The sequence below is a fragment of the Faecalimonas sp. genome (assembly GCA_029264305.1).
GTDB lineage: Bacteria > Bacillota > Clostridia > Lachnospirales > Lachnospiraceae > Faecalimonas.
The window spans coordinates 1-23,027 of the sequence record JARICA010000015.1; the positions used below are offsets into that span (position 1 = coordinate 1).

Annotated in this window: 18 protein-coding genes, 1 pseudogene and 1 riboswitch; of the genes and pseudogenes, 7 read left to right on the plus strand and 12 right to left on the minus strand. The window is 33.1% G+C overall.

Annotated features, from left to right (window positions below):
- Both ACY2U7_RS04040 and ACY2U7_RS04045 read left to right on the plus strand, forming a co-directional pair.
- Nucleotides 1-402, plus strand: a pseudogene (locus tag ACY2U7_RS04040) (hypothetical protein); the annotation flags it as partial.
- A 28-nt stretch (nucleotides 403-430) separates the two neighbouring features.
- Entirely contained in the window at nucleotides 431-604 is a 174-nt protein-coding gene (locus ACY2U7_RS04045; protein WP_461815940.1) for a hypothetical protein, read from the plus strand.
- A gap of 61 nt (nucleotides 605-665) precedes the next feature.
- On the opposite strand, the gene ACY2U7_RS04050 is transcribed toward ACY2U7_RS04045, so the two are convergent.
- The 6 genes from ACY2U7_RS04050 to ACY2U7_RS04075 all read right to left on the minus strand — a co-directional run bounded on the left by ACY2U7_RS04050 (nucleotide 666) and on the right by ACY2U7_RS04075 (nucleotide 9,254).
- Nucleotides 666-2,042 carry an alanine/glycine:cation symporter family protein gene (locus ACY2U7_RS04050; protein WP_461815941.1) on the minus strand — a complete coding sequence of 459 codons (1,377 nt, stop codon included), beginning with the start codon at nucleotides 2,040-2,042 and terminating at the stop codon, nucleotides 666-668.
- Nucleotides 2,043-2,151: 109 nt separating this feature from the next.
- Entirely contained in the window at nucleotides 2,152-3,156 is a 1,005-nt protein-coding gene (locus ACY2U7_RS04055; RefSeq protein ID WP_461811754.1) for a S66 family peptidase, read from the minus strand.
- A 15-nt stretch (nucleotides 3,157-3,171) separates the two neighbouring features.
- On the minus strand, nucleotides 3,172-3,960 hold the full coding sequence (locus tag ACY2U7_RS04060; protein ID WP_461811755.1) for a zinc dependent phospholipase C family protein: 789 nt from the start codon (nucleotides 3,958-3,960) through the stop codon (nucleotides 3,172-3,174).
- A gap of 18 nt (nucleotides 3,961-3,978) precedes the next feature.
- The gene (locus ACY2U7_RS04065) at nucleotides 3,979-5,226 is read right to left on the minus strand and encodes a redoxin domain-containing protein (protein ID WP_461811756.1); all 1,248 of its coding nucleotides are present in this window, start codon (nucleotides 5,224-5,226) and stop codon (nucleotides 3,979-3,981) included.
- Between the two features lie 140 nt (nucleotides 5,227-5,366).
- Nucleotides 5,367-8,381, minus strand: coding sequence for a right-handed parallel beta-helix repeat-containing protein (locus ACY2U7_RS04070; protein ID WP_461811757.1), 3,015 nt, complete (start codon nucleotides 8,379-8,381; stop codon nucleotides 5,367-5,369).
- A 60-nt stretch (nucleotides 8,382-8,441) separates the two neighbouring features.
- Nucleotides 8,442-9,254 (minus strand): hypothetical protein, encoded by an 813-nt coding sequence (locus ACY2U7_RS04075; protein WP_461811758.1) that lies wholly within the window; start codon nucleotides 9,252-9,254, stop codon nucleotides 8,442-8,444.
- A gap of 193 nt (nucleotides 9,255-9,447) precedes the next feature.
- Between ACY2U7_RS04075 and ACY2U7_RS04080 the strand changes: the two genes are divergently transcribed.
- Complete coding sequence (locus ACY2U7_RS04080) at nucleotides 9,448-10,299, plus strand: AraC family transcriptional regulator (protein ID WP_461811759.1); 852 nt, start codon at nucleotides 9,448-9,450, stop codon at nucleotides 10,297-10,299.
- A 39-nt stretch (nucleotides 10,300-10,338) separates the two neighbouring features.
- On the opposite strand, the gene ACY2U7_RS04085 is transcribed toward ACY2U7_RS04080, so the two are convergent.
- Nucleotides 10,339-12,297, minus strand: a complete 1,959-nt coding sequence (locus tag ACY2U7_RS04085; RefSeq protein WP_461815942.1) for a discoidin domain-containing protein — start codon at nucleotides 12,295-12,297, stop codon at nucleotides 10,339-10,341.
- Between the two features lie 273 nt (nucleotides 12,298-12,570).
- On the opposite strand from ACY2U7_RS04085, the gene pepI reads away from it, so the two are divergent.
- Nucleotides 12,571-13,461 (plus strand): proline iminopeptidase, encoded by an 891-nt coding sequence (gene pepI, locus ACY2U7_RS04090; protein ID WP_461811761.1) that lies wholly within the window; start codon nucleotides 12,571-12,573, stop codon nucleotides 13,459-13,461.
- Between the two features lie 68 nt (nucleotides 13,462-13,529).
- Here the strand turns inward: pepI and ACY2U7_RS04095 are convergent, their stop codons facing one another.
- Nucleotides 13,530-14,756, minus strand: a complete 1,227-nt coding sequence (locus tag ACY2U7_RS04095; RefSeq protein WP_461815943.1) for an MFS transporter — start codon at nucleotides 14,754-14,756, stop codon at nucleotides 13,530-13,532.
- Between the two features lie 185 nt (nucleotides 14,757-14,941).
- Nucleotides 14,942-15,018: riboswitch (Fluoride riboswitch) on the plus strand.
- 60 nt (nucleotides 15,019-15,078) lie between these two features.
- On the opposite strand from ACY2U7_RS04095, the gene ACY2U7_RS04100 reads away from it, so the two are divergent.
- Complete coding sequence (locus ACY2U7_RS04100) at nucleotides 15,079-16,260, plus strand: cation:proton antiporter (RefSeq protein ID WP_461815944.1); 1,182 nt, start codon at nucleotides 15,079-15,081, stop codon at nucleotides 16,258-16,260.
- Nucleotides 16,261-16,327: 67 nt separating this feature from the next.
- Here ACY2U7_RS04100 and ACY2U7_RS04105 read toward each other — a convergent pair whose 3' ends face one another.
- Nucleotides 16,328-16,639 (minus strand): hypothetical protein, encoded by a 312-nt coding sequence (locus ACY2U7_RS04105; protein WP_461815945.1) that lies wholly within the window; start codon nucleotides 16,637-16,639, stop codon nucleotides 16,328-16,330.
- A 342-nt stretch (nucleotides 16,640-16,981) separates the two neighbouring features.
- Here ACY2U7_RS04105 and ACY2U7_RS04110 point away from each other — a divergent pair, with 342 nt between their 5' ends.
- Both ACY2U7_RS04110 and ACY2U7_RS04115 read left to right on the plus strand, forming a co-directional pair.
- Nucleotides 16,982-17,497: a helix-turn-helix domain-containing protein gene (locus tag ACY2U7_RS04110; RefSeq protein ID WP_461815946.1), complete on the plus strand. Its 516-nt coding sequence runs from the start codon at nucleotides 16,982-16,984 to the stop codon at nucleotides 17,495-17,497.
- On the plus strand, nucleotides 17,484-17,984 hold the full coding sequence (locus ACY2U7_RS04115) for a DUF5626 family protein (protein ID WP_461815947.1): 501 nt from the start codon (nucleotides 17,484-17,486) through the stop codon (nucleotides 17,982-17,984). The genes ACY2U7_RS04110 and ACY2U7_RS04115 overlap by 14 nt, the downstream gene beginning before the upstream one ends.
- A gap of 1,216 nt (nucleotides 17,985-19,200) precedes the next feature.
- Here the strand turns inward: ACY2U7_RS04115 and rlmD are convergent.
- The 3 genes from rlmD to ACY2U7_RS04130 all read right to left on the minus strand — a co-directional run bounded on the left by rlmD (nucleotide 19,201) and on the right by ACY2U7_RS04130 (nucleotide 22,921).
- On the minus strand, nucleotides 19,201-20,595 hold the full coding sequence (rlmD, locus tag ACY2U7_RS04120; RefSeq protein ID WP_461815948.1) for a 23S rRNA (uracil(1939)-C(5))-methyltransferase RlmD: 1,395 nt from the start codon (nucleotides 20,593-20,595) through the stop codon (nucleotides 19,201-19,203).
- An 84-nt stretch (nucleotides 20,596-20,679) separates the two neighbouring features.
- Complete coding sequence (locus tag ACY2U7_RS04125) at nucleotides 20,680-21,621, minus strand: 3'-5' exoribonuclease YhaM family protein (RefSeq protein WP_461811726.1); 942 nt, start codon at nucleotides 21,619-21,621, stop codon at nucleotides 20,680-20,682.
- Between the two features lie 13 nt (nucleotides 21,622-21,634).
- On the minus strand, nucleotides 21,635-22,921 hold the full coding sequence (locus ACY2U7_RS04130) for a S1C family serine protease (RefSeq protein ID WP_461868057.1): 1,287 nt from the start codon (nucleotides 22,919-22,921) through the stop codon (nucleotides 21,635-21,637).
- Nucleotides 22,922-23,027 lie beyond the last annotated feature (106 nt).

Consider the following 23,027-nt stretch of genomic DNA (forward strand, 5'->3'; position numbering starts at 1 on the left):
GATTAGATATGTATGACTCAGTTCCACCTTTTTCTACATTTGGTAAAAACTATACACGTCGTTTTAAAGATACAGATTTATTTGAACAAATCTTTGGACATATATTAGAGCAGTGCATGAAATATAAGCTACAACTAATAGTAAAAAAATGCGAAAACGAATTGCAGTGCAAGAAGCACTCTGGTATGAAGTCTGGTATGAAGAAGAATTACAAAAAGAAATCAATGCAGATCACGACGTCATGGAAAAAAGCCATTCAAAAACAAAGAGGATGATAATTCACCTCCAACATCATCAGGTGAAGGCCTAGTAGATAGCGATGATAAAAACATATCTGAAAATGCTAAAAATGTGAAAATCAAAAAAGCAAGTGTTACTGATCCAGAAAGTGGATGGTTTCAGATATACTCAATATAAAGGAAAAGCGCTAATGAACATGAAAGCAGTGCTTACATTTGCATACATGAATTTAAAGAAGTTAGCAAAAATGATGGATAGAATGGACTTGAATAGTCAGTTTTTATTCAATGTTAAAAGTTTGTATGTGCAATTTTTCAAAAAACTAAAAATTTATCCCCAAAAAGAAAAGTGGCGTTGGAGCTAACGCTCCAACACCAACTTTGTCTACGCTCTGAATGGAGGAGATATCATATTTCCTCCATTCTTTATACTTTTCTCTCATAATCTTTCAACATATTTATCGCTTGTTTTGACATTGGAAGTAACACAATCATATTAAAAATCGTCATCAAGCCAACACCTACATCTCCTAAGTCCCATACAAATGTATATGTAGCTAAACCTCCAACAAATAACATTGCCAATGCTACGATTTTATAAAGCGTCTGGGAAGTCCAATTATCTCCAAACAAATATGCAACATTTGACCTTGCATAATATAGTACTCCGATAAATGTAGAAAAACTAAACAACACTAGCGTTACCGTAATAAAGATTACTCCGAATTCTCCTAGATGATGTTCCATTGCTTTTTGTAAAAATTCCATTCCTACAAGCCCTTCCACTTTTGCCTGTGGTACTAAAAGCATAATCATTGCAGAACAACTGCAAATAACAATTGTATCAATAAAAACACCAAACGCTTGCAAAAGTCCTGCTTTAGCTGGATGGCTTACATCTGCTGCCGCAGCTGCACAAGGTGCAGAACCACTTCCAGCTTCATTAGAAAAAAGTCCTCTTTTCACACCATTCATTAAAACTGCACCGAATCCACCTGCTACTATCTGACGGAATCCAAATGCTTCTGCAAAAATTCTACCAAAAACACTTGGAATCATTCCTATATTTTTCCCAATAATAAACAGTGTGATCAATAAATATCCACCTGCCATAATTGGGACAACAATATCTAATACTTTCACTGTCGCATTTTTTTTCAAAACAATAATTGCCGAAATCAAAACAAGTGCTATCGTCGTATAAATTGGAGGAATATGAAATGCATTTTCCATTGAAGTTGTTACAGAATTACTAATAACTTGACTAATTCCACACCAACACACCAATCCTGAAATTGCAAATAAAACAGCAATCAAACTATATCTTCTCTCTTTTCTTTGTGTCATATATGCATGTATATAGTATGCCGGACCACCACGATATCCTTTATATAACGGATCTTTTTCTTTATACATTTGTGCCAATGTGGCTTCTATAAATGCTGTGGATGAACCAATCAAAGCAGAAAGCCACATCCAAAATACTGCACCTGCTCCACCTGCTGATATTGCTGCTACTACTCCAACTAGATTTCCCATTCCAACTCTAGTTGCTGTTGATACAATTAAGGCTTGTACACCCGAAATACTATTTTTTTGTGTTTCATTTTTCTGCTCTTTTACAATCTGAAAAATATGTGGAAACTTTCTCAATAAAATGAATCTTGTTTTAATTGTGAAAAAGATTCCTACTGGAACTAATATCATTACCAACAAAGATAATCCTATAGAACTTCCACCTGGGAGTGGTATCGTAACCAAATCCCCCCACATCAAATTATATAATGTACTAATTATTCTCATACTCAAATCCTCTTTCATTTTCTTCCAACTCATTATAACTTCATTTCTGCAATTCTTCAACGTTTTTATGCTTTAAACTGCAAAAGTTTTTGAAATGAAAGAGAATTTTTTACAAATCAAATGGATTTTCTAACAACGTTACCTCTTTTTTTGTTGCATCTAACTGAACCATACATCCTATTGGCACAGTAAACATAGGGTGTGTATGACAACAATCAAATTCTGCCAATATCGGAAAATCTGCTTTTCCAATTACTTCCATTAAAATTTCATACGGCTTTCTTCCCGTCCCATTATCATCAAATTTTTCATGTTTTCCTAAAATCAATCCACCAATTCTATCAAACACTCCTGCTAATTTTAATAGCGAAAAACTTCTCTCAATGGTACAAGCATCTTTCAATGAATCTTCAATAAAAAGAATATCTCCTTTTCGTATTTCTGGCATATATTCTGTTCCGAAAAATCCTTCTATCGTGTTCAGATTCCCTCCTATAATCCTGCCTATACAGTTCCCTTCATTCACACACACCCATTCATTATCTCTTTTTTCTTTAGAACGATCCTGAATACTCCAATCAATAAATTCATCTGTCCAATATCGAGGCTGTTGATAGGAAAATACATCTTCTTTGTGTTGAAGTAACTTTTCAAAATATCCATATGTCATATCCACAAATGGAGGAAATTCTCCGAAAGATGCAGCCAATGCAGGTCCATAGAATGTTATCAATCCCGTCTTTGCATAAATTGCTAATAACAATGCTGTCGTATCTGAATATCCAACAATCATTTTAGGATGTTTTTTCAAATAGGCATAGTCAATATAAGGTAAAATAGAATTTGTATTATTGCCACCTATAGAGGACATCAAAATTTGCACGTCATCTCGATAAAGCAAATCATTAAATTCTTTTGCTCTTTCTAAAATGCTACCTGAACGATAAAAATCTCTCTTTTGAAATAATAATCCATCGATAACTTTATAGCCCTTTTCTTCTAAATATTTTTTCCCATTCATATAACGAATAGGTGTTGTACTTGATATAGGCGAAGACGAAGAGAAAACACCTATTCCTATATTGTCCTCTACATTTAATTTTTTTACTTTCACTTCCTTTTCCTCCTCCTACTCAAAATCACGTTCAAACCGTTGGTCCAATATGCCTCCTTCCAAATATGCATCGAATTTTTGAATAAGGTATTCCGCTATTGGAACCGCATTCTTAAATCGCTCATACAACCCTTCATTGCTTTCTATACAATTTGGATTGTCCTCCACTTTAAATAAGTGTCCTTGAAGGGCATCGTATTGACCAACCAACTTCATCCCTTTATCTAAAATTGTTCTTTTCAACTTTCCTGGCGCTACAAGAATACTTTTATATTTTCGCATAGACTTTAGCGCTTTATACACTTCCTTTGGTTCCACACCTTCATAAAATTTCGCTACACAATTTGCTGTATCCTTATCCGTTGGAAATGTTTTCCCTACTGGATAGGAAAGTGGATCTTCCCCATTTTTTCGCATTAAAAACTTCTCAAATTCACTTTCCAATTCTACATGACCAATTCCTGTTCTCTTCATTTCTTCTGCAACAAATGGATGGCACTCACTATCTAAAGCAAAATGGCAAATAAATCCAAGAATATATGCATACTCTGGTGATTCTGTTCCATTCTCCCAAATCACCTTTCGTGCATATTCCAGAAATTCTGATGCTGGTCTTTCATGTATCTGAAATCCTATCTGACTAATTGGATTTGGTGATAAAGGCTTATAAAAAAATAAATAATCTGGTCCATGTAACCCTATTCTAAATTGTCTTAAGTTTTTCAATAAAAACGCTCTTTTCTTTACATCAAGTTTTTGTAAAACACGATTTCCAAATTGGTTATGTGCATAAAGTGCTGGCATAACAATCCCTCCTAACTTTTATTCACGTTTCCCCTCTATTGTTTGACGAATAATACTTTTCATCATATCTTCTGATAACTGTCCACTTACATATCCAAAAACCTTTCCTTCCTTATCAATCATAAATGTTGTCGGATAAGAAGATATTCCATATTGCATAAATAATTCCCCTGTTGTATCCATAAGAACAGGATAAGTATATCCATTTTCCTTCATAAATGCCTTAATTCCTTCTTCATCTGTCTCATTCCCAAAATTCGGAGCAGCAACACCTAAAATAGCTACTTCTCCATCATCGCCATAAGATTCATAAAGTTTCTGTATATGTGGCATTTCTGCTTTACATGGCGGACACCATGTAGCCCAAAAATTCAAGAAAATTGTTTTCCCCTTATAATCTGATAAAGAGTGTTTTTTTCCATATTGATCATACAGAGTAAAATCAATAGCAGACATCTCATCTTCTTTTTCATCTTCTTTTTCTTTCGATTTCTCTTCGGATGCCTTCTCCGATTTCTTTACTTCCGACTTAGAAGTTGTTCCTGATAAATATCCAGTAAATGCATTCATTTTCCCTGTAAACATCAACAATCCCATAAGGACCATTAATATTCCACCTATTTTCACTGTATATTTCACTACATTCATATGATTTTTAAAAAATTCTAGGACAGTAGTTGTAAATAATCCCACTACTAAAAAAGGAAGAACAAACCCAATCGTATAAACACCAATCAATGCTAATCCAGCCCACTTTGTTGTCGCAGATGCTGCCATTAAAAGTACACTAGCAAGTGCTGGACCAACACATGGTGTCCATGCAAAACTAAACGAAAATCCCATAATAAACGCAACGATTGGAGACATTGCAAGAACATCTGCCTTCATTGGCAATCTTCGTTCCTTTCCAAGTAAAGAACTCTTTCCAAAAACACCTAATTGATACAATCCAAATCCTACAACAAGAACGCCTCCAATTCTTGCAAAAATCAGCTGATTCTCTTTGAAAAAACTTCCAAATGCAGAAACACCTAATCCCAAAACGACAAAAGTAAAACTAATTCCCAAAACGAAAAACAACGTATGAAGCATTACTTTACTCTTTTTAAAATGTATCTTCCCATCCTTTCCTTTTACTCCCGTTCCTCCGGATAAATAACTAATATAAATCGGTATTAACGGCAATACACATGGCGAAAAGAAACTCAATAATCCTTGAAAAAACACCGTAACTATTGGTACACTTACGTCAAATGAAAATCCCATATATCTTCTCCTTTTTTCTTTAATTAATTTGTTTTGAATAGAATAAAATATATACAGAAAAGTGTCAATGGGCGAATTAACAAAAAAGACTATTGCTATAAGTATTTCTTATTCGCAATAGTCTTTATTCCGTTTATTTCTTATTTATTCTTTTTTCTTTTCATTTCTAAGAAAATAACTACTCCAAGTGCCATAAATGACATAACCAAAAGTGGCAAAACAGGAGATACATCTGCTGTTTTTACAACCTCATTTTGTGTTTGTGGTTTTGTCTGTTGTGTGTTTTCTGTATGAGGCTTACTTGGCTTTTCTGGTTTACTTGGCTTTTCTGATTCCTCTGGTTTTTCTGGTTTACTTGGCTTTTCTGGTTCCTCCGGTTTTTCTGGTTTTTCTGGTTTTTCTGGTGTAGGTTCTACATATTCTGCTGCACCGATATCCGTTTTACCATCGCTTAACTTTGTACCAAAGTAATCTTTTCCACCATTATTTTCGATATGAATTCCCGCATCAATCGCTGGAGAGTTTTTCTGTAATTGGTAACCTTTTAAACTATCAATTCCTTTACTACCAGTACCTTCTGCTACAAACATAGGATCTTCTTGTATAACTGTTTCATCATTAGATGGAACTGCATCAAATCCAACAAAAATATTTCTTTCGTAATCAATTTCTTGTTCATTAAAGTTTGATGCTTTCATTTTTCCTCTATTTACAATAATATTGTTCCAGAATTTTGCTTCGCTCTTTCCACCAGTATATCCGTTTTTCAACCATTCTCTTTCTACACTATTGTCTAAATAAATAGTATTGTTGTAAGCCATACTTCCTTCATGACCTGGTCTCCAGTCAATTACTCCATGTTTGGCTCCATCATTCTGGCTGATATTATAACGGTAAATTCCATTAAATCCTCTTAAAGTTGCTGTACAACACCACATAAATATTCCACCTGCATTATTATGTAAATAATTGTACTGTACTAAAGTATTTTTATTTAAAGCATCAATTTCTATTCCCTGTCCATCTCCAGCTCCTAAAAGTGCGTCTGCAGGTGATGCTTCATATACTTCATTGTATTCAAATACAACATTATCTGAATTCCAGTTGAATAAACCAACTCCATACCAACAATTTAATACTGTACGATATACTGTGTTATGATCTACAATTACATCTTTACATCCATCTACAATTGTTCCATCTCCGTCAATATTATAAATTGTATTATTACTCAAACGGAAATTTTCATATGGTTTCCATGCTCCTTTTCCAACATAATCAAAACGTCCATATTTATTCCATTCAGCACCTTCTCTTGTTGTCCAAGGAGAAATGAAGTTGATTCCAGATCTTCCCAAATCATACATTTCACAATTTGTAACACTAATATCATGAACAGCAGTTCTTACACGTTTAGATGCATCCGTAAGGTTTGTATTGACTGTCATAATAATACCACCAGATGATTTTCCGTCATTATCATTAGGTCCTCTAAAACCGTGAATTGTTAAATTATCAAATTTAAAGTAATGTAAATCTCCAGCATCTTCTGCCGAAACATTAATTCCTCTACGGAAAATTCTAGTTTGAGCATTTTGACTATATGTTGGATCATAAAGCTCTAAATCTCTTACTTCCCAATATTCTTGGTTGAAAAATGTAATAATATTATTTACTGTAGGTGAAGAAACCACTTTATTTGCAATATTCATATGAGATATTTTCCAGTCTTTTCCTGGTTTGAAAAGAGGTTTTGCTCCTTCTCCATAGCTTGCAATCACAATAGGAGCTCCTTCTACACCTGATCCCTGTGGTTTTAATGCCCCTGTCCATTCTTCTCCTGCTTTAAATAAGATTTGATCTCCTGGCTGGAATGTTTCTTTGTTTACTCTATCAATACTTTTCCATGCTTTTTCAGGACTTGTACCATCATTTGAATCTTTACCCTTTGTTGCATCTACATAATATTTTACGCCACTTCCAAGTTTTACAACAAATTGTGCTGTCTTTTCAACATTTTTATAAGTTAATTTTACAGTTACTTTTTTTTCATTCACTGCACTTGAAATTTTCTCAAATGTTAAAGATACATTCTTATTGGCTTTGTCATATGTAAATTCTTTGATATCTGCTTTAGTAAATACACCTTCATTTACTTTATATTCTAAAGAAAAATCTTTTTTCGCAGGTGCTACTGTTGGAACTACATCTAAATTTCCAATTACTTTCCCGTTTTCTGCTGATATTCCTACTAATTTTGCTTCTGTAACGGCTTCTCCAGATGGTGCTACTGTAAAATCAACTTCTAATGGCTGTTTCTTAGGTTTATAAGTTGCTGTTACAGTAATTTTTTGTTCAACAGGTTGCTTTGCAATTGGTGCAAATTTCATTGTTAATGTTTTTCCATTTACATTTTCTTCTGTAATTTCTAATTTTTCTACCTTTTCACTGTCCAATGAAGATGTATAAGAAAAATCAAAATCACTTGCACTAATTTTCCCTGTATAATCTTCGTTATACTTTGCAGTTAACATTCCATTTTCTACACTAAGACTTTTTAAATCACTTGAGATTGTAAAAGACCAATCATCCACATAAATCTTTCCTGCATTTGCTCTTTCTACCCAGATTGCTGTTCTAGTATTTTTTCCTGTGCTATCTCCAGTGTAAACAAATTCTACTTCATACTTTTTATAGTCTGAAGATGTAATCTGAACTTTCTTTTCACTTCCACCATATGATTTCACACATAAATATGCTTTTGTTCCATTTGGATTTGTATTTTTTGCCCATACGGAAACTTTATAAGTTGCCCCTTTTTGCAAATTCGGTATATCCTGTTCTAATGCATCATTTGTTTTTTCTAAAGATGCTGCCCATTCCCCTGCATGTGCATTCCCTTTTTCTTTTTTTACAGAATCTTGAAAATTAAACCAATTTCCTACTTTATTATTTTGATTTTGTTCTGAATGTTCTGTAAAAGGTTTGTCCTCCTCAAAAGTTGGATTCTTTAACAAATTTTCATTTGTTACCGTAGATGCAGCTTTCACTTTTCCTGCACTTAGATTTCCCGGTGTTATTTCCGGAAACATCGTTACTGTCATTGCTGTTGCTAATGCAATCGCAATAAGACGTTTTACTTTTTTCCCTTTCATAATTTTCCTCCTTTTTATCTTTTATCCTAAATCAAAAATAGTTTGAATTCTATTTTTGTTTTATTCATACTCAAGTATATTTTCTTTCTTAAATTCCTCAGTCAATTTATCATAATAAACCGTTGCAACATAATTTTTAATTATTTCCACTTTATTTTCCTCAAACTTTGGGTTTTTCATTGTTTTTCTTATAATTTTCCCTTGGATTGTATCACCTTCTTTTTCAATAGAAAATACATCTCCTTCTTTGCCTTCATATAAATATGTAAATAACTGACTATCTATTTTTTCTAATGTAGGAAAATCTTTCCATGTCACAGTTTTCTTTTCTTGACCAAGTTGATATTCCACAGAATCAATTCTTTTAAATTTAACCTGATTTTCTTTCCAATATTCTTTTGCCTTTTTCTCTAATTTTTCATCACTACTTTTTACTATCTGATCAATAACAGAAAGCCTTACATTACTTAACTGATATTGTAAATACCCGTCTAATTTGTATTCTAATATGCCATAAACTACTTCTCCAGCTTCATGTTTTGCCTTTCGCTGTTGATTTTCTGTCTCCATTTTCATTTTCAAATATTCATATGAATATGGTTCACAAACTCCATACTTTTGTCCAAGTGCATATTGTGCATAGACACTCTCTGCATATTCTTTTGTTAATTTTTCCAGTTTTTTCTTGTCTTTCCCTTTATAATCTTTTTGTACAATTTCACAATAAAAATTATATTCTTCTTGAGATATCGTTGTTACCACTTGAGAAGCATCTTCTTTTTCTTCTTGCTTCATTTTTTGACTTATAACCAAAATACCAATCATAATAATGATAATACAAGTACTTATTACCAACATTTTTTTCTTTTTCAATCTATTTTCTCCTAATCACTTTCTTTGTTTATACTTCTATCATATCATTTCTTTTCAAAAAATGCTTGTATATATGTACCATAAGTTTTCTTCTTTTTGTATAATTCGGAACTTCCTTCTTTACATTGCCATTTTTTCTTTATATACTGTAGATAGAAAAATCGCCAGTTTCATGGCAGAAAAGAGGTCTACAATGGATTATTTTGATATTTCCGCCTGTGCTGTTTCAGGTGGTTGCTTACAAAGCCACTCAGGTCCTTATCTCTTTGAACGTCATATTCATACCAGTTTTGAAGCCTACTTAATCACCCAAGGAACTTGTTCAATGAACATTAATGGAGAAGATATTTTTTGCCAAAAAGATGATTTCATTATGATTTTACCAAATACAGTGCATTCTTTTGAAGTAGCTGAGAAAGAGAAATGTGAATTTCTTCATGTACATTTTGAACCTGAATTATTTGCTCATATTTTAGTTAAAAAAACGCCTGAATTTTCTATATCTTTATCAGACGCTTTATCATTTCATTCTAATTTTTATTATAAGCAAACATCAAATGTTACTCTTTTTAATTTAATGACTTCTATTGTAAGTGTTTATCAAACACCCCATTCCTACTCTGCTATATCCAACAATTTGTATGTTGCCCAATTAATGCTTTATGTTTTAGAACAAGTTTCTAAAGATGAACCGTTAACCCCAGGCGTGCATATACAAAACCGGTATATTTCCTATACTCTCCAATATATTGCCGAGCATTTTCACGAAAAAATTCTTATTCCTGATATTGCAAAGGAATTAAATATTTCTACACGTTATCTTGGTAAGCTTTTTTCACAACACATGAATCTAACCCTTGCCAACTATATTAATATTTATCGCATTAACCAAGCAATCCAACTAATGAGTTCAACAGATATGCCACTTATCGATATTGCATTATCAATTGGATTAAACGATGCCCAACATTTTTCTAGGTTATTTTATAAAATAATTAATATGCCTCCCGGAAAATACAGGAAGATGATTGAAAAGAAACTTTAAAGAGGACGTGATTTTCAAAAATCACGTCCTCTTTATTCCTTATTTTACAAAAACCTTTGCATCATAAATCGAATATCCGTACTTGTTATTTCTTTGAACCCCTTGCAATCTTACATATCTTGCTTTTGTAGGTGTAAATTTTACCGTTACATTTGGAGACTTCATTTCCTCTATCATTACCGTTTTGACTGTCTTAAAATTCTTCCCATCATCAGATGTTTGAATATGATACAATGCATCATATCCATTTTCAAAATACAACTGTATGCCGGATACCGTAGCTCTTGATGATAATTCGAAGGTAATATTTTCATGATTTGTCCAATCACTTGCCCATCTTGTTTTCATATTATTATCAATAGCTGAAGATGCTTGATAGTTATAAACTGGATTTTTCTCGTAGCTACTTGCTGTTGCAGCAATTGGTTTAACCTCTCTATCAGGAAGAGTCACATCAATTTCTTCATCTGGTTGGTAATCACTATTATATTTCAAGGTTGTTAATGAATGTGGCTGTAATGTAACTTCCACACTTCTGTCATCATCTATAACAGTGACCGTCTTTGCCTGATCAGTAACATTACCAAGCATAACCGAAACCATTCCTTCATCATCCATAACTGCCGTCTTCGCAATATCTGTATCTGTTGTTGTTTTAATACTAACTGTTCCTGGCTGTACTGTACGACTAATTTGTTTTAAAATATAATAAGAAGGCTGATAGTGCACCTGATTGTTTTCATCTAACATGATTGGCGCATGGCATTTATTCACTACTCCCTGTGTTGGACCACCTTGTCTATCAAGTAAAAGATTCCAATCAATCCATGTCTCTGTTCCATGTTCAAAATCATTTAAAATGTCATAAATATAACGATCTGCTGGATCAAAACTTCCAAACCATGGCCCTTTTTCTTGACAGGCTTCTGTAGCATATAAATGGATATCTGGGAATTTTTCTTTCACTTTGTCCAAACTATCAAAATCTTTTGACCACATTGGGACACCTTCCATTTCGTGCCACAAATCTCCTGCATACCAGTGAAATGCAATCCCGTCGATATATTTTCTTGCTTTTTCATTACTTAATACTTTCGTATTAAATTTCACAAAACCATCATGATGCATTGGATCGTTTCCTTTATCCCAATCCCAAATAAGCACTTTTGGATCTAAATGATTTCTTTCTAATGCTGGTCCAAGATGATTTCCTACAAAATTAATCATTGCATCTGTAGACCATGTGGCAGCCTCCCATTTTGGATTGTTTTGCGCTTCATTCTGAATTGATAATGAATACACATCTATCCCCGCTTTTTTATATTCTTGGATATATTTTACAAAATAATTTGCATAACTTTCATAATATTCTGGCTTAACTGAGTTGTTTACAAGATTCAACCCTGCTGTTCCTGTCTGTCCTCTTCTAACCCCACTTTGTTTCATCCATGCTGGTGGCGCCCATGGTGCCGCAAAAAACTTAATATCCTTTCTATATGATTGCACTTTTTTCACCGCCGGAATAATATAATCCCAATCCTTTTCGATGCTAAAGTGTTTTAATTGTGGATCAGGCTCTTCTGTATCATTATAGCTATAGGATCTTGTAGAAAAATCTGCTGAACCAATCGTTGAACGTAAAACAGAATATTTTGCACCGCTTTCCCCGAAATATGCCTCATAGATTTCTTCTTGTTTGTCTTTACTTAGTTTTTGTAAATTATATGCTGCTGATTCAGTCATCGCTCCACCAACACCTAACAGGGTCTGTCTTTTTTCTTTTGGATATACCTTCACATATCCACTACTCTTGGCTGGATCTGCTTTCTTAAACTGTAAATCTGACAAAACTTGATCATATCCTCCCTCTTTTGCCACTACATGCATCTCCACTTTTCCCAAATTTTCCTCTGCTTGTACATTCTGCACCTGCAAACCACTAAACGACATTCCAAGCATTGCAACTGTCAACATACTTGCTACAACTCTTTTCTTCATTCAATCCCTCCTTACTACGTTCATACACTGTATAATTTGATAAGAATATATTCTATTTTTGTTCATTTGTCAACATTTTTTGTACTATTTTCTTGTTTCTTTGTTTACTTTGCACAATTTTTCTTTTTTCTTCTTTCATCATTCTGAATGTCTTTCGTGAAATTAGAACCCAATTTCATTTTCACAAAAAATATATGCAAAAATTGATGCATTTTTAACAAAAATGTATTATACTAGATATTAGTGAAAAACTTGTCAGAAAGGAGAAAAATCATGGCAAAAATTACAGAAGGATATATGCCATATCTTGGATATCAAACATATTATAGAATAGTTGGCGAAAGAAAAAATAATGGAAAGGCACCTTTAATCTGTCTTCACGGAGGACCAGGTTCTACTCACAATTACTATGAAGTATTAGACAATGTTGCTGATGATGATGATCGTATGATCGTTATGTACGACCAAATTGGTTGTGGTAACTCTTACCTTGATGGACATCCTGAACTTTGGAATCAAAAAGTTTGGTTAGACGAACTTGAAGCATTAAGAAAACATCTTGGATTAGATGAATGTCACATTATCGGACAATCTTGGGGTGGTATGATGCAAATTGCATACGCATTAGACTACAAACCAGAAGGGGTTAAAAGTTTCATCATTTCCAGTGGACACCCAAGTAGTTCTCTTTGGGAGAGAGAAGGACTTCGCCGTATCAAAATGATGCCACAAGATATGCAAGATGCTATCAACCACGCACTTGAAACAGGCGACTTCACAGGAGAAGCATACGATGCAGCTGTTGCTGAATATATGGATAGATACTGCAACTACTGGCTTGGTGATGATGTTCCTGAATGTTGTAAGAGACCTAAAAAATCAGGTTCTGAATCTTATGTTGAAGGATGGGGTCCAAATGAATTTGCACCTACAGGAACTCTTAGAGACTTTGAATACATCGACAGACTTGGAGAAATTAAAATCCCTTCATTAATCTGTAGTGGTATCTCAGATCTTTGCTCTCCAGTCATCGCTAAAACAATGGCAGATGGAATTCCAAATTCTAAATGGATTCTTTGGGAACGTGCAAGACATACTTGCTTCGTAGATAGACATGATGACTACTGTGTAGAACTTATTAACTGGATGAACAAATACGACTAGAATATATATAAAAGAATGCTCCGATAGGCATATGCCTATCGGAGCATTCTTTTATGTTATAACTCTTTTTATTGATAAAATAGCGAAAAGATCTTTCTATCTCTTCTACACAAGATAAGATATCCTACTATGTTCAATATACCGACAACTACTATGTACTTCCATACTGTTTGTAACGCCATTGCATCTACCATACTTCCAACAACCTTCTGTCCTCCTAATTGAAACGCTCCCGCAACCATTGTATAAAAAGAAGAAAACCTTCCTCTATGAGATGCCGGAATACGTCTTGTCAAATAAGGATTATTTCCAAGTGTAGTACTAATCTCTCCAACTGTGAAAACCACCATAGAAACAAAATAAATAATAAAAATATTTTGTACAATTGCGTATACCGAAAGACTAAGTGTAATCAAAATTTGTCCTATCAAAAGTTGTTCCACATCTCGTACACGTTCCATAACCTTTGTAAGTATCGGTGTTCCAACAATGACAACTAACGCATTTACACTTGTAAGTGTGCCAAACAAAACTGCCCCCTGTTCCCCATAAGATTGTTCTAGATTTAAAGGGATAAGGAAATCTAATTGTCTATAAACAAACGTCCAAACCCCTCCACATAGCATAAATAAAATCAACAATTTATTTTCCCTCAAAATTTTCCAAACACTATCTCCATCTCGAGTTCCTTCATATTTTTCTACTGTTGCTTCAGTTTTCACTGGTGTAATATCTTTAATAAAAATCCAAATCAATACAGTAGAGGAAAGTGTCGCAAAACTACTGATTAAAAATGCAAGCGAAAGATGATTTGCAAATAAAAATCCGCCTATTATTGGTGCTAATACCAATCCTAGATTTCCTCCTAAATAATTCAAACTATATGCTTTTTCTCTTTCTTCTGACGAAGATAAGTCCGCTACTAAAGCATCGTAACTTGGCCATTCCATTTGTGCAAAAATAGCCGCTAAAGCCAAAAGTGGTATCCATTTCTCTGATGCTGGCAAAAATGCACATATAAAATAACTTATAACTGTTACCATATCACATAGAATAATTAAATTTCTTTTATTGTATCGATCTGCTAATTTCCCACCTATTACTGTAAAAGGAAATTGTGCAATACCAAGAATAATAAGAATACTTGCAATCTGCGATGCCGAATACCCCAATTTATTCTTTAATATCAAGGTCATCATTGGCCAAATAAGTGCCCCCATATTTGTTACAACCCTACCCCAAAATAAAATATAAAGTTCTTTACGCATGCCAAAATATTGTCTAATATATCTCACTTTATCACACCTTTGCCAATCTTTTTTCACTTTAAACACCCATTCAACAATAATTATTTCGTTTCATTATAAACTTCAGTTTTTCTTGTGTCAAACATTTTTATTTTTCCATAATTCAGACATAAAACCAATGGAAAATGATATTATTCTAAGTATTGACAAAACATGCTTGCTTTTGCTATCATTCTCTCATAGGGAATGAAGTTCTCCCATAGTGAATAAACTAAAACCACTATTACTAGTTGATGACTTCTGCATTTTTAAAGGCAGAAATTATCAACTTTTTTTGTGTCTAAATAAAGTAAAAAGGAGAAATAAAAATATGTTAATGAGTGTTGCACTAATATTGTTAATAGGAATGTTTATGGGATGGCTATGCAAAAAAATCCATCTTCCCAGTTTAACTGGAATGATTTTAACAGGTATAATCCTCGGTCCACATTTATTAAATATGATTGACCAATCTCTGTTAAGCATATCTGCTGATTTAAGAAAAATGGCTTTAATAATCATTTTAACAAGAGCAGGTCTTTCTTTAGACTTAAATGATCTAAAAAAAGTAGGGCGTCCCGCCATCTTAATGTGCTTTATCCCTGCCTGTTTTGAAATTTTAGGAATGATTATATTAGCACCCAAGTTACTAGGAATATCTATTTTAGATGCTGCAATTATGGGAACGGTTGTTGGAGCCGTTTCTCCCGCTGTAATTGTTCCACAGATGTTAAAACTTATGGACAATGGATACGGACAAAAACACCGTATTCCTCAGTTAATACTTGCCGGTGCATCTGTTGATGATGTATTTGTAATTGTATTATTCACTGCATTTACAGGTCTTGCACAAGGAAATAGTTTCTCTATTAAAAGTTTTGTTAATATTCCTCTTTCTATTGTTATGGGCGTTGTTATCGGTGGAGTTATCGGAATCATTTTATCAAGTTTTTTTGAAAAGATTCATATTAGAGATACTTCTAAAGTGGTAATTATTTTGTGTATTGCTTTTATTCTGGTTACTCTTGAAGATGCATTTACAAATATAATTCCTTTTTCTTCTTTAATTGCAGTTATGGCAATTGGTATTGCCTTGCAAAAAAAACGTGAAGTTGTTGCAAATAGATTGTCTATGAAATTCAATAAACTTTGGGTTGTAGCTGAAATTGTTTTATTCGTATTAGTTGGGGCTACTGTAAATTTAAAATATGCAATATCAGCAGGTATTGTATCTATTATTTTAATTTTAGGCGTTGTTTTATTTAGAATGTTTGGTGTATTCATCTGCTTATTGAAAACAAACCTTACCATAAAAGAAAGAATCTTTTGTATGATTGCATACACCCCAAAAGCGACTGTACAAGCTGCCATTGGTGGAATCCCTCTATCTATGGGACTAGCATGTGGTAATATGGTATTAACAATAGCTGTCGTTGCAATTTTAATCACTGCTCCTTTAGGTGCTTTTGGCATGGAATTTAGTTATAAGAAATTATTAAAAAAAGAAAAATAGTATTCACTTTCGGCTGAGATAATTCATTCTCAGCCGAAAATAAATACTACTTCTTATTTTCCTTTATTTATATTTTATAAAGATATACCCACTTATAACCTAGCAATTTACCAACAGAATGGTTAACACCTTGTTTACAAAAAAGTTTCCACAATGGATTATTTTGGGATGCCACTTCTGCATCAGCCAGTTTACACACATATTTTTCGCCGTCCAAATCAATAATTGGCTCCATTGTTTCTTCCAAAATACACAAGTGTTTTTCTTCTTTTCTAGCCCAATCCATAAGTTCCTTTGTGAATTCCTCTGGGGTGTTGATACCGCCTTCAGGTTCAAAATACAAAGAGAAATCGAGATCAATAAATCCTGCCTTTTTCATAAAACATTGCCTCCATTCTTGCTAAATTTAGTATATAAAATCATACTATGATTTATAGGAACCGTCAAGTGTAAGGTTTCTGTAGCTACTTCATTATTTATATCCACCAGACAATATACTGGTACTCATATTTGAGCAACCTAACTTTCACTTTTTTGTTATTTTCCATTTACACCGCTTATTTTTAGTTTTAAAATATATTGAAGGACATAAATGACAGTTTCATCCTAATGCTATGAAAACAAAATAGTTTCTGCAACTGAAAGTAGCATAGATGTAAACTACAAATGGTTTACTTTAGAAAATAGAAACACTATATTGAAACCATTGAAAGGAGCAAAAATGCAGTTTAAGGAAAAATTGCAAAAGTTAAGAAAGAATACTGGTATGACACAAATAGATTTGGCTGAAAAAATGCTGGTATCACGTCAGACTATTTCTAAATGGGAAACCGGAAGTGCTATTCCAGATATAGAAAATATGATTCACATAAGTGATTTGTTTAATGTTTCGTTAGATTACTTGATTAGAGATATAAACGAGCCAGAAAGCAAACGCAATACTCAACGGGATTTTGACAGAAATATAAATCAAAAATGTAAAAAGCAAATATATATCAAAACAGTTTTGATCATATCTTTTATACTAACTATGATTCTTATGATAAGTTATCAACTACATTTTCTTGCGACAACTGTAATTGTTATTATATGGATTATCTTGTTTAGTGGTTTATGGTGCATTTGTAAACGAGGCATCGCTTTACTTTCAAAATATATTCAGAAAGGAGAAGAAATTCATAAGGAACTTATATTATTCAATGAATCCGCAAGGAATAAAAGAAATGAGAAAAAGTAAAAAATTTTTTGTTGGATTATTAGCAACATTAGTTGTAGCAACAGGGATATCTAACACTACAATTGTTAAAGCTGCAGAAAAGTCGAACACAAATCAAATTGTTTTATCTACAGAAAATATAACCAATGATTCTGTAATATCTCAGACTGTAGTAGATAGCAAGGGAAATGAAGGAATTCTCGAAATTACAGAAGTAGCAACACCAGAAAGGAAATCTGTTCGTACATGGAAAGTATCATATACATCCGGCGTAATCAATTGTCATTTTTATATGAAGGTATCAAATAATAAATGTATTAGTGCATATAATAAGAAAATTATGACTATTGGTTGTTCCTATTCCAATGATAAGCTTGCTAAGATTTCAACATATGCTAGATTGTCAATGAACATCACGACACTTTTGGATTTAGTTAAGTTTAATGGATGTCTACAAGGAAAAGTGACAGGGAAAAATAATGATATAAAAGTTACTTACAATTTTTAACAATTTATTAAATCAAACAGAAAGGAAATTGAAAATATATGACTGGAGTAGTTGCAGTGATAGGTTCCATTATTATAGTGGTACTTATAATAATACTAATATTAAAGTTCTTAAAAAAATAAAAAAGAAATTATAGTATTTCAAGTCAAAAAATTAAAATTATGAGAATGTAAACTACATAAATCTATATAAAAACGACTCCAAATTAAGGATTGGCGGTAGTTTTTTTAATTTCAGACAATCCTTAATTTGGAGTCGAAAATATTTATAAAAAAGTTTGCTAGTCCATCGACTTCTTCTTTAATAATATCATTTTCTTTATCATAAGTTCCATTTACAACATAGGTAAGATCTTCAAAATATTGTTTTACTTCCTTATTGGCAATTCATGTATAATTACGCTGATACACGGGAATTACCAATTGATTTCCAGAGCTCATACGCAAAAAATCCAACATTCCTGTTTTTACTGGTGCCTGCTGTGTATTCATTGTATCTCCTTAAATGTTTCCTATATTTCTTCCAAGCAAATCTGTAAGTCATGAATATCTTCTGCAGAAATACTTCGTATTTCATTGACTTTTTATGTATTGATTTGAATTGTTATTGCACCCACGAATAAATAAAACCATTTCTTTTACTGCTTTCAAATCAAGCTTTATTCAACAACTATCAAGAGACAATTCATATTTCTGATTTCTACTCCCTCTACTTTTATTGACAATAGTACTGTTAGCTAATGGATAAACCAGTACAGAAGAACAACTTTATACCACAAGTATAACTTCTTAACGAGAAAGAGGAAACAATTGTTTTCTTAAAAAGTAGCGACATTCTTTGCGTTAGAAATCAATTAATGACGTATAGATTCATTGATAATCATAAAAATTTATTTTGTTTAAGATGGCTATGAAAGCAATGTGCCATTAGCAATACAACTACACATAAACATATGAATCAAGAACTTTATTTATATGCAATAACTATATATTCTAAACAAATCTAAAAAACAAGTAAAAAACATAAAATATTCGATAATGTTTTGAAATAAAATTTAATAGTTAATTTAAAAAACAGGCGCTCATTTCTAAACGCCTTACATTGAAAAGGGGAATACTTTTTACAAGTCCCCCTCAAATTAAATATTTAGTTTCTGATTTTATTCTCCTCACTCGCCAAGACTGTATGCTTGAAAAATATCTGAAATTAAAGATTTCTACACTGTTTCTCTTTCTAAACAACAGACTGTCTCCACATGCACGGTATTCGGAAACATATCCACTGCTCGAACCTTCTCCAAACGATATCCATTCTCACACAAATATTTTAAATCTCTTGCAAGAGTAGCCGAGTCACAACTCACATACACAATTCTTTTTGGACTCATTTCCACCATTGTACAAAGTAATGTTTCATCGCAACCCTTGCGTGGAGGATCCACTACTATCACATCTGCATACGCTTTTTCACCATCATGCTCTCTAGCATAATTTTCATAATATTCCGGCAAAATTTCTTCCGCTTTTCCCACGAAAAACTCAGTATTTTTAATTTCATTAAGATTTGCATTTCGTTTTGCATCTTCAATTGCTTGTGGAACAATTTCCACACCATACACTTTTTTCGCCTTCTGAGCTAAAAACAAAGAAATCGTGCCAATTCCACAATATAAATCCCATACAGTTTCTTCACCAGTCAGTCCTGCATAATCAAGTGCATACTGATACAACTGTTCTGTTTGCTTTGGATTCACTTGATAAAAAGAAAGAGGAGAAATCTGATATTTTACATTTCCAATATAATCTGTAATATAGGTCTGTCCCCATAATAAACGAATATTTTTTCCCATAATCACATTTGTATTTTCCTTATTAATGCTGTAAGTAATACTCGTCATTCCTTCAATTTTTCGTAAGTTATCCACCAATTTTTCGCTGTGAGGAAAATTATCCCCATTTACTACAAGACAAACCATAATTTCCTTTGTAGTAAATCCAAATCGAATTAAAACATGGCGCACAAGTCCCTTTCCTGTAGTTTCATCATAGGCACTAATATGATATTCATTCATAAAATCTACAATAATATCTAAAATTTTCTCATTTTCTTTACGTCCTAAAGAACACTCCCTATTGGGAATAATTTGATGCGTTCTCCCTGCATAAAATCCAGTTATAATCTGACCATTTTTATCTGTTCCAAATGGAAATTGCGCTTTATTTCGATAGTAAAACGGATTATCCATTCCACAAATATCTTCCATCAACGAATCCAAAAGTTCTGAAGCAAATCCTCCAATTCTTTCCAAGTTCCCTCTAACTTTCTTTTCTTTAAATCTTAATTGCTCTTCATAAGAAAGTTCTTGAATCTGACACCCTCCACACTGCCTTGCAACTGGACATTTTGCTTCCACACGATCTTTTGAAGGCTCTAAAATACGCATCAGTCTAGCATAACCATAATTTTTCTTCGCCTTCATTACCTTAGCTTCTACAACATCTCCAATAATGGCATCTTTAATAAAAAGTGTATAACCATCAACTTTCCCTATTCCTTCACCATTCACACCGATATCTTCTATTTTAACTACTGCCGTTTCATTCTTTTTCATACTTACTCCTTCATTTTGGAATACAATAAACTTCAATCGGGGACATAGCATTTCTCAATTTTACTACGTCCCCGTTCACACTTTTTACAAACTTGTTCTTCTTAAATTAGATTCAAACAATCGATTATATCCAAGCCATTCGCTTCCTTGTTTATCTTTAAATATCTCCGTTAACGTCTGCATCTTCGCATCTGTACTATCGGCAAAATTTAATGCAACAGCCTCAGCAAGTGCTGGTTTTTTTGGCGAACCATATTCTAATTCTCCATGATGTGCCAAAATACAATGTTTTAATTCACTGGCTATTTTTTGTGGGAAACCATCAATCGTGCGAATTGCATCTTGAATCATCTCCACTCCTATTATAATATGTCCTAATAATTGGCCGTCATCTGTATAATCATTTTCTGGAAATGCTGATAATTCTTTTGTTTTTCCAATATCATGAAAAATTGCTGCTGTAAACAATAAATCTTTATTCAAAATAGGATATGCTCCCACATAGTACTCACATAATTTCACAATGCTTAATGTATGTTCTAACAATCCTCCAGCAAAACCGTGATGTACTGTTTTCGCAGCCGAATGTCCTTTAAATTGTTTGATAAACACTTCATCCTGAACAAAATAATATTCTAACGCTTGTCGTAAATATACATTATCTACTTTCTTGATGTAGCCAAGTAGCTCATCATACATTCCATTTACACTTTTTTCGCTCGTAGGCATATAGTCTGCCGGATTATATTCATCTTCAAATGCTTTTCGAATTTGACGGATATTTAACTGTAAAGCCCCGTTATAACTAATCACTTCTCCAAAAACTTCAATGAAATCCATTTCGTCATAATCTGCTATTCCACCTGAGTTTGGATCCCATACTTTTCCATCTAACGTTCCTGTTTTATCCTGCAAAAGTAAATTATCATATGGTTTCCCATTTCTTGTTTCCGCTGAACGTTTTGTCTTACATAAATAAATATCCCTAACTGTTTCCCCTTCATGCAATGTATTAATATACTTCATTTCTTTCCTCTTTCTATTCTTTACTTCCAACCGTTACATTAAATTTAATTTCTACATATCCATTGTTACTTCTTCTTTTCCCATTTAATTCTATCTGCGTTCCTGGCGTACTCTCTAAAACAGATTTCTGATATTCTTCTTGCGTAGTTATTTTTGTTCTTCCTACACTTGTAATAATATCTCCACATTGAATACCTGCTGCCATCGCCGGAGAATCCGCCTCTACATTTTTAACATACAAACCTTGTGGTAAACCCTGTTCGGTTTCTATGCGCTCTGTAATCTCTGCTCCAGTAATCCCTACATACGAAACACTTTTCCCATTTGATAAAAGTTCAATTTCTGTTTTTAAATCGGAAATTGCCAATGCTGTTGTTGTAGATACATTCCCACTTCCTGACAAATTAGATTTAATTAATCCAACAACTTCTCCTGCTGTGTTAACAAAAATACCACTACCATTGTTACTTCCAGCAATGTCAGATAAAATCATATGGTATTTCCCATCAGCAAAAGAAATTTTTTTACCCACTGCACTTGCAATGCCATAGCTAATCGCATCTGAATATCCAAATGGCTTTCCAAGCGCAATTAACGTATCTCCTTGCGTCACTAAATTAGAATTTCCAAGCTTAAGTGTTATAATTTGACGAGTTGTTGTGCTTTTCAGTATTGCCTTTTTCACTCGAAATATGGCAATACCTACGTTTTTATCTTGCTTTTTCACTTCTACATTGTATGTATTTCCATCACAAAATGTAGCTTCTAAACTTTCTGCATCTTTTAACACACCATTATCCGCCAAAACAAGAATTTCCGCTCCGGTATCTGCAACAATCACACCTGATACACTATTCACGGTATCATATGTTTCCTTAATCCATCCCTCTTTCCCATGAATTCCTCTAATCTCCACGACGCCTCTTTCTGCTCTTTTTGCTACTTCAAATAAAGCTTCATTTAATTGCTCATGGTTAGCTAAATTCATCTCCCGGGTATCTGATTGCACTTGTTCTGTTTTTGTTATTTGTTCTTTCTTTTCCTCATCTTTTGGAATGGTAACTTTTTTTGTGTCTTGATGAAATATCGATTCTGCCCATGGTTTTAGCGCAAAAAAACCAACACATGACATCAAGCCGAAAAGAAGCCCACAAGCCACTATCATAATCACGCGACCTGCCAATTTTCTGCCTGTCATCTGCTCCGACTTTATTGTCTCTTGTAAAAAGGAAAATTCCTTCTTTTCCTCTCTTTGTTCCTTTGAATATTCCTCTGGGATTTTGTTTGATTCCATAGACATTCATTGACTCCTTCATTTTCCTTTCTATAGTATACATGATTGATGTTCATTGTTCAATATTTTCCTTTTCATTGCTCTTTAAATAAGGTAAAATGTAACTCAAAGG

Bases quoted from the DNA above. Each gene is read 5' to 3' on its own strand.
- ACY2U7_RS04080 (WP_461811759.1), top strand. From the start codon at position 9,448: ATGGATTATTTTGATATTTCCGCCTGTGCTGTTTCAGGTGGTTGCTTA.
- ACY2U7_RS04070 (WP_461811757.1), bottom strand. From the start codon at position 8,381: ATGAAAGGGAAAAAAGTAAAACGTCTTATTGCGATTGCATTAGCAACA.
- ACY2U7_RS04125 (WP_461811726.1), bottom strand. From the start codon at position 21,621: ATGAAGTATATTAATACATTGCATGAAGGGGAAACAGTTAGGGATATT.
- ACY2U7_RS04045 (WP_461815940.1), top strand. From the start codon at position 431: ATGAACATGAAAGCAGTGCTTACATTTGCATACATGAATTTAAAGAAG.
- ACY2U7_RS04085 (WP_461815942.1), bottom strand. From the start codon at position 12,297: ATGAAGAAAAGAGTTGTAGCAAGTATGTTGACAGTTGCAATGCTTGGA.
- ACY2U7_RS04050 (WP_461815941.1), bottom strand. From the start codon at position 2,042: ATGAGAATAATTAGTACATTATATAATTTGATGTGGGGGGATTTGGTT.
- rlmD (WP_461815948.1), bottom strand. From the start codon at position 20,595: ATGAAAAAGAATGAAACGGCAGTAGTTAAAATAGAAGATATCGGTGTG.
- pepI (WP_461811761.1), top strand. From the start codon at position 12,571: ATGGCAAAAATTACAGAAGGATATATGCCATATCTTGGATATCAAACA.
- ACY2U7_RS04060 (WP_461811755.1), bottom strand. From the start codon at position 3,960: ATGCCAGCACTTTATGCACATAACCAATTTGGAAATCGTGTTTTACAA.
- ACY2U7_RS04105 (WP_461815945.1), bottom strand. From the start codon at position 16,639: ATGAAAAAGGCAGGATTTATTGATCTCGATTTCTCTTTGTATTTTGAA.
- ACY2U7_RS04130 (WP_461868057.1), bottom strand. From the start codon at position 22,921: ATGTCTATGGAATCAAACAAAATCCCAGAGGAATATTCAAAGGAACAA.
- ACY2U7_RS04115 (WP_461815947.1), top strand. From the start codon at position 17,484: ATGAGAAAAAGTAAAAAATTTTTTGTTGGATTATTAGCAACATTAGTT.
- ACY2U7_RS04100 (WP_461815944.1), top strand. From the start codon at position 15,079: ATGTTAATGAGTGTTGCACTAATATTGTTAATAGGAATGTTTATGGGA.
- ACY2U7_RS04110 (WP_461815946.1), top strand. From the start codon at position 16,982: ATGCAGTTTAAGGAAAAATTGCAAAAGTTAAGAAAGAATACTGGTATG.
- ACY2U7_RS04065 (WP_461811756.1), bottom strand. From the start codon at position 5,226: ATGGGATTTTCATTTGACGTAAGTGTACCAATAGTTACGGTGTTTTTT.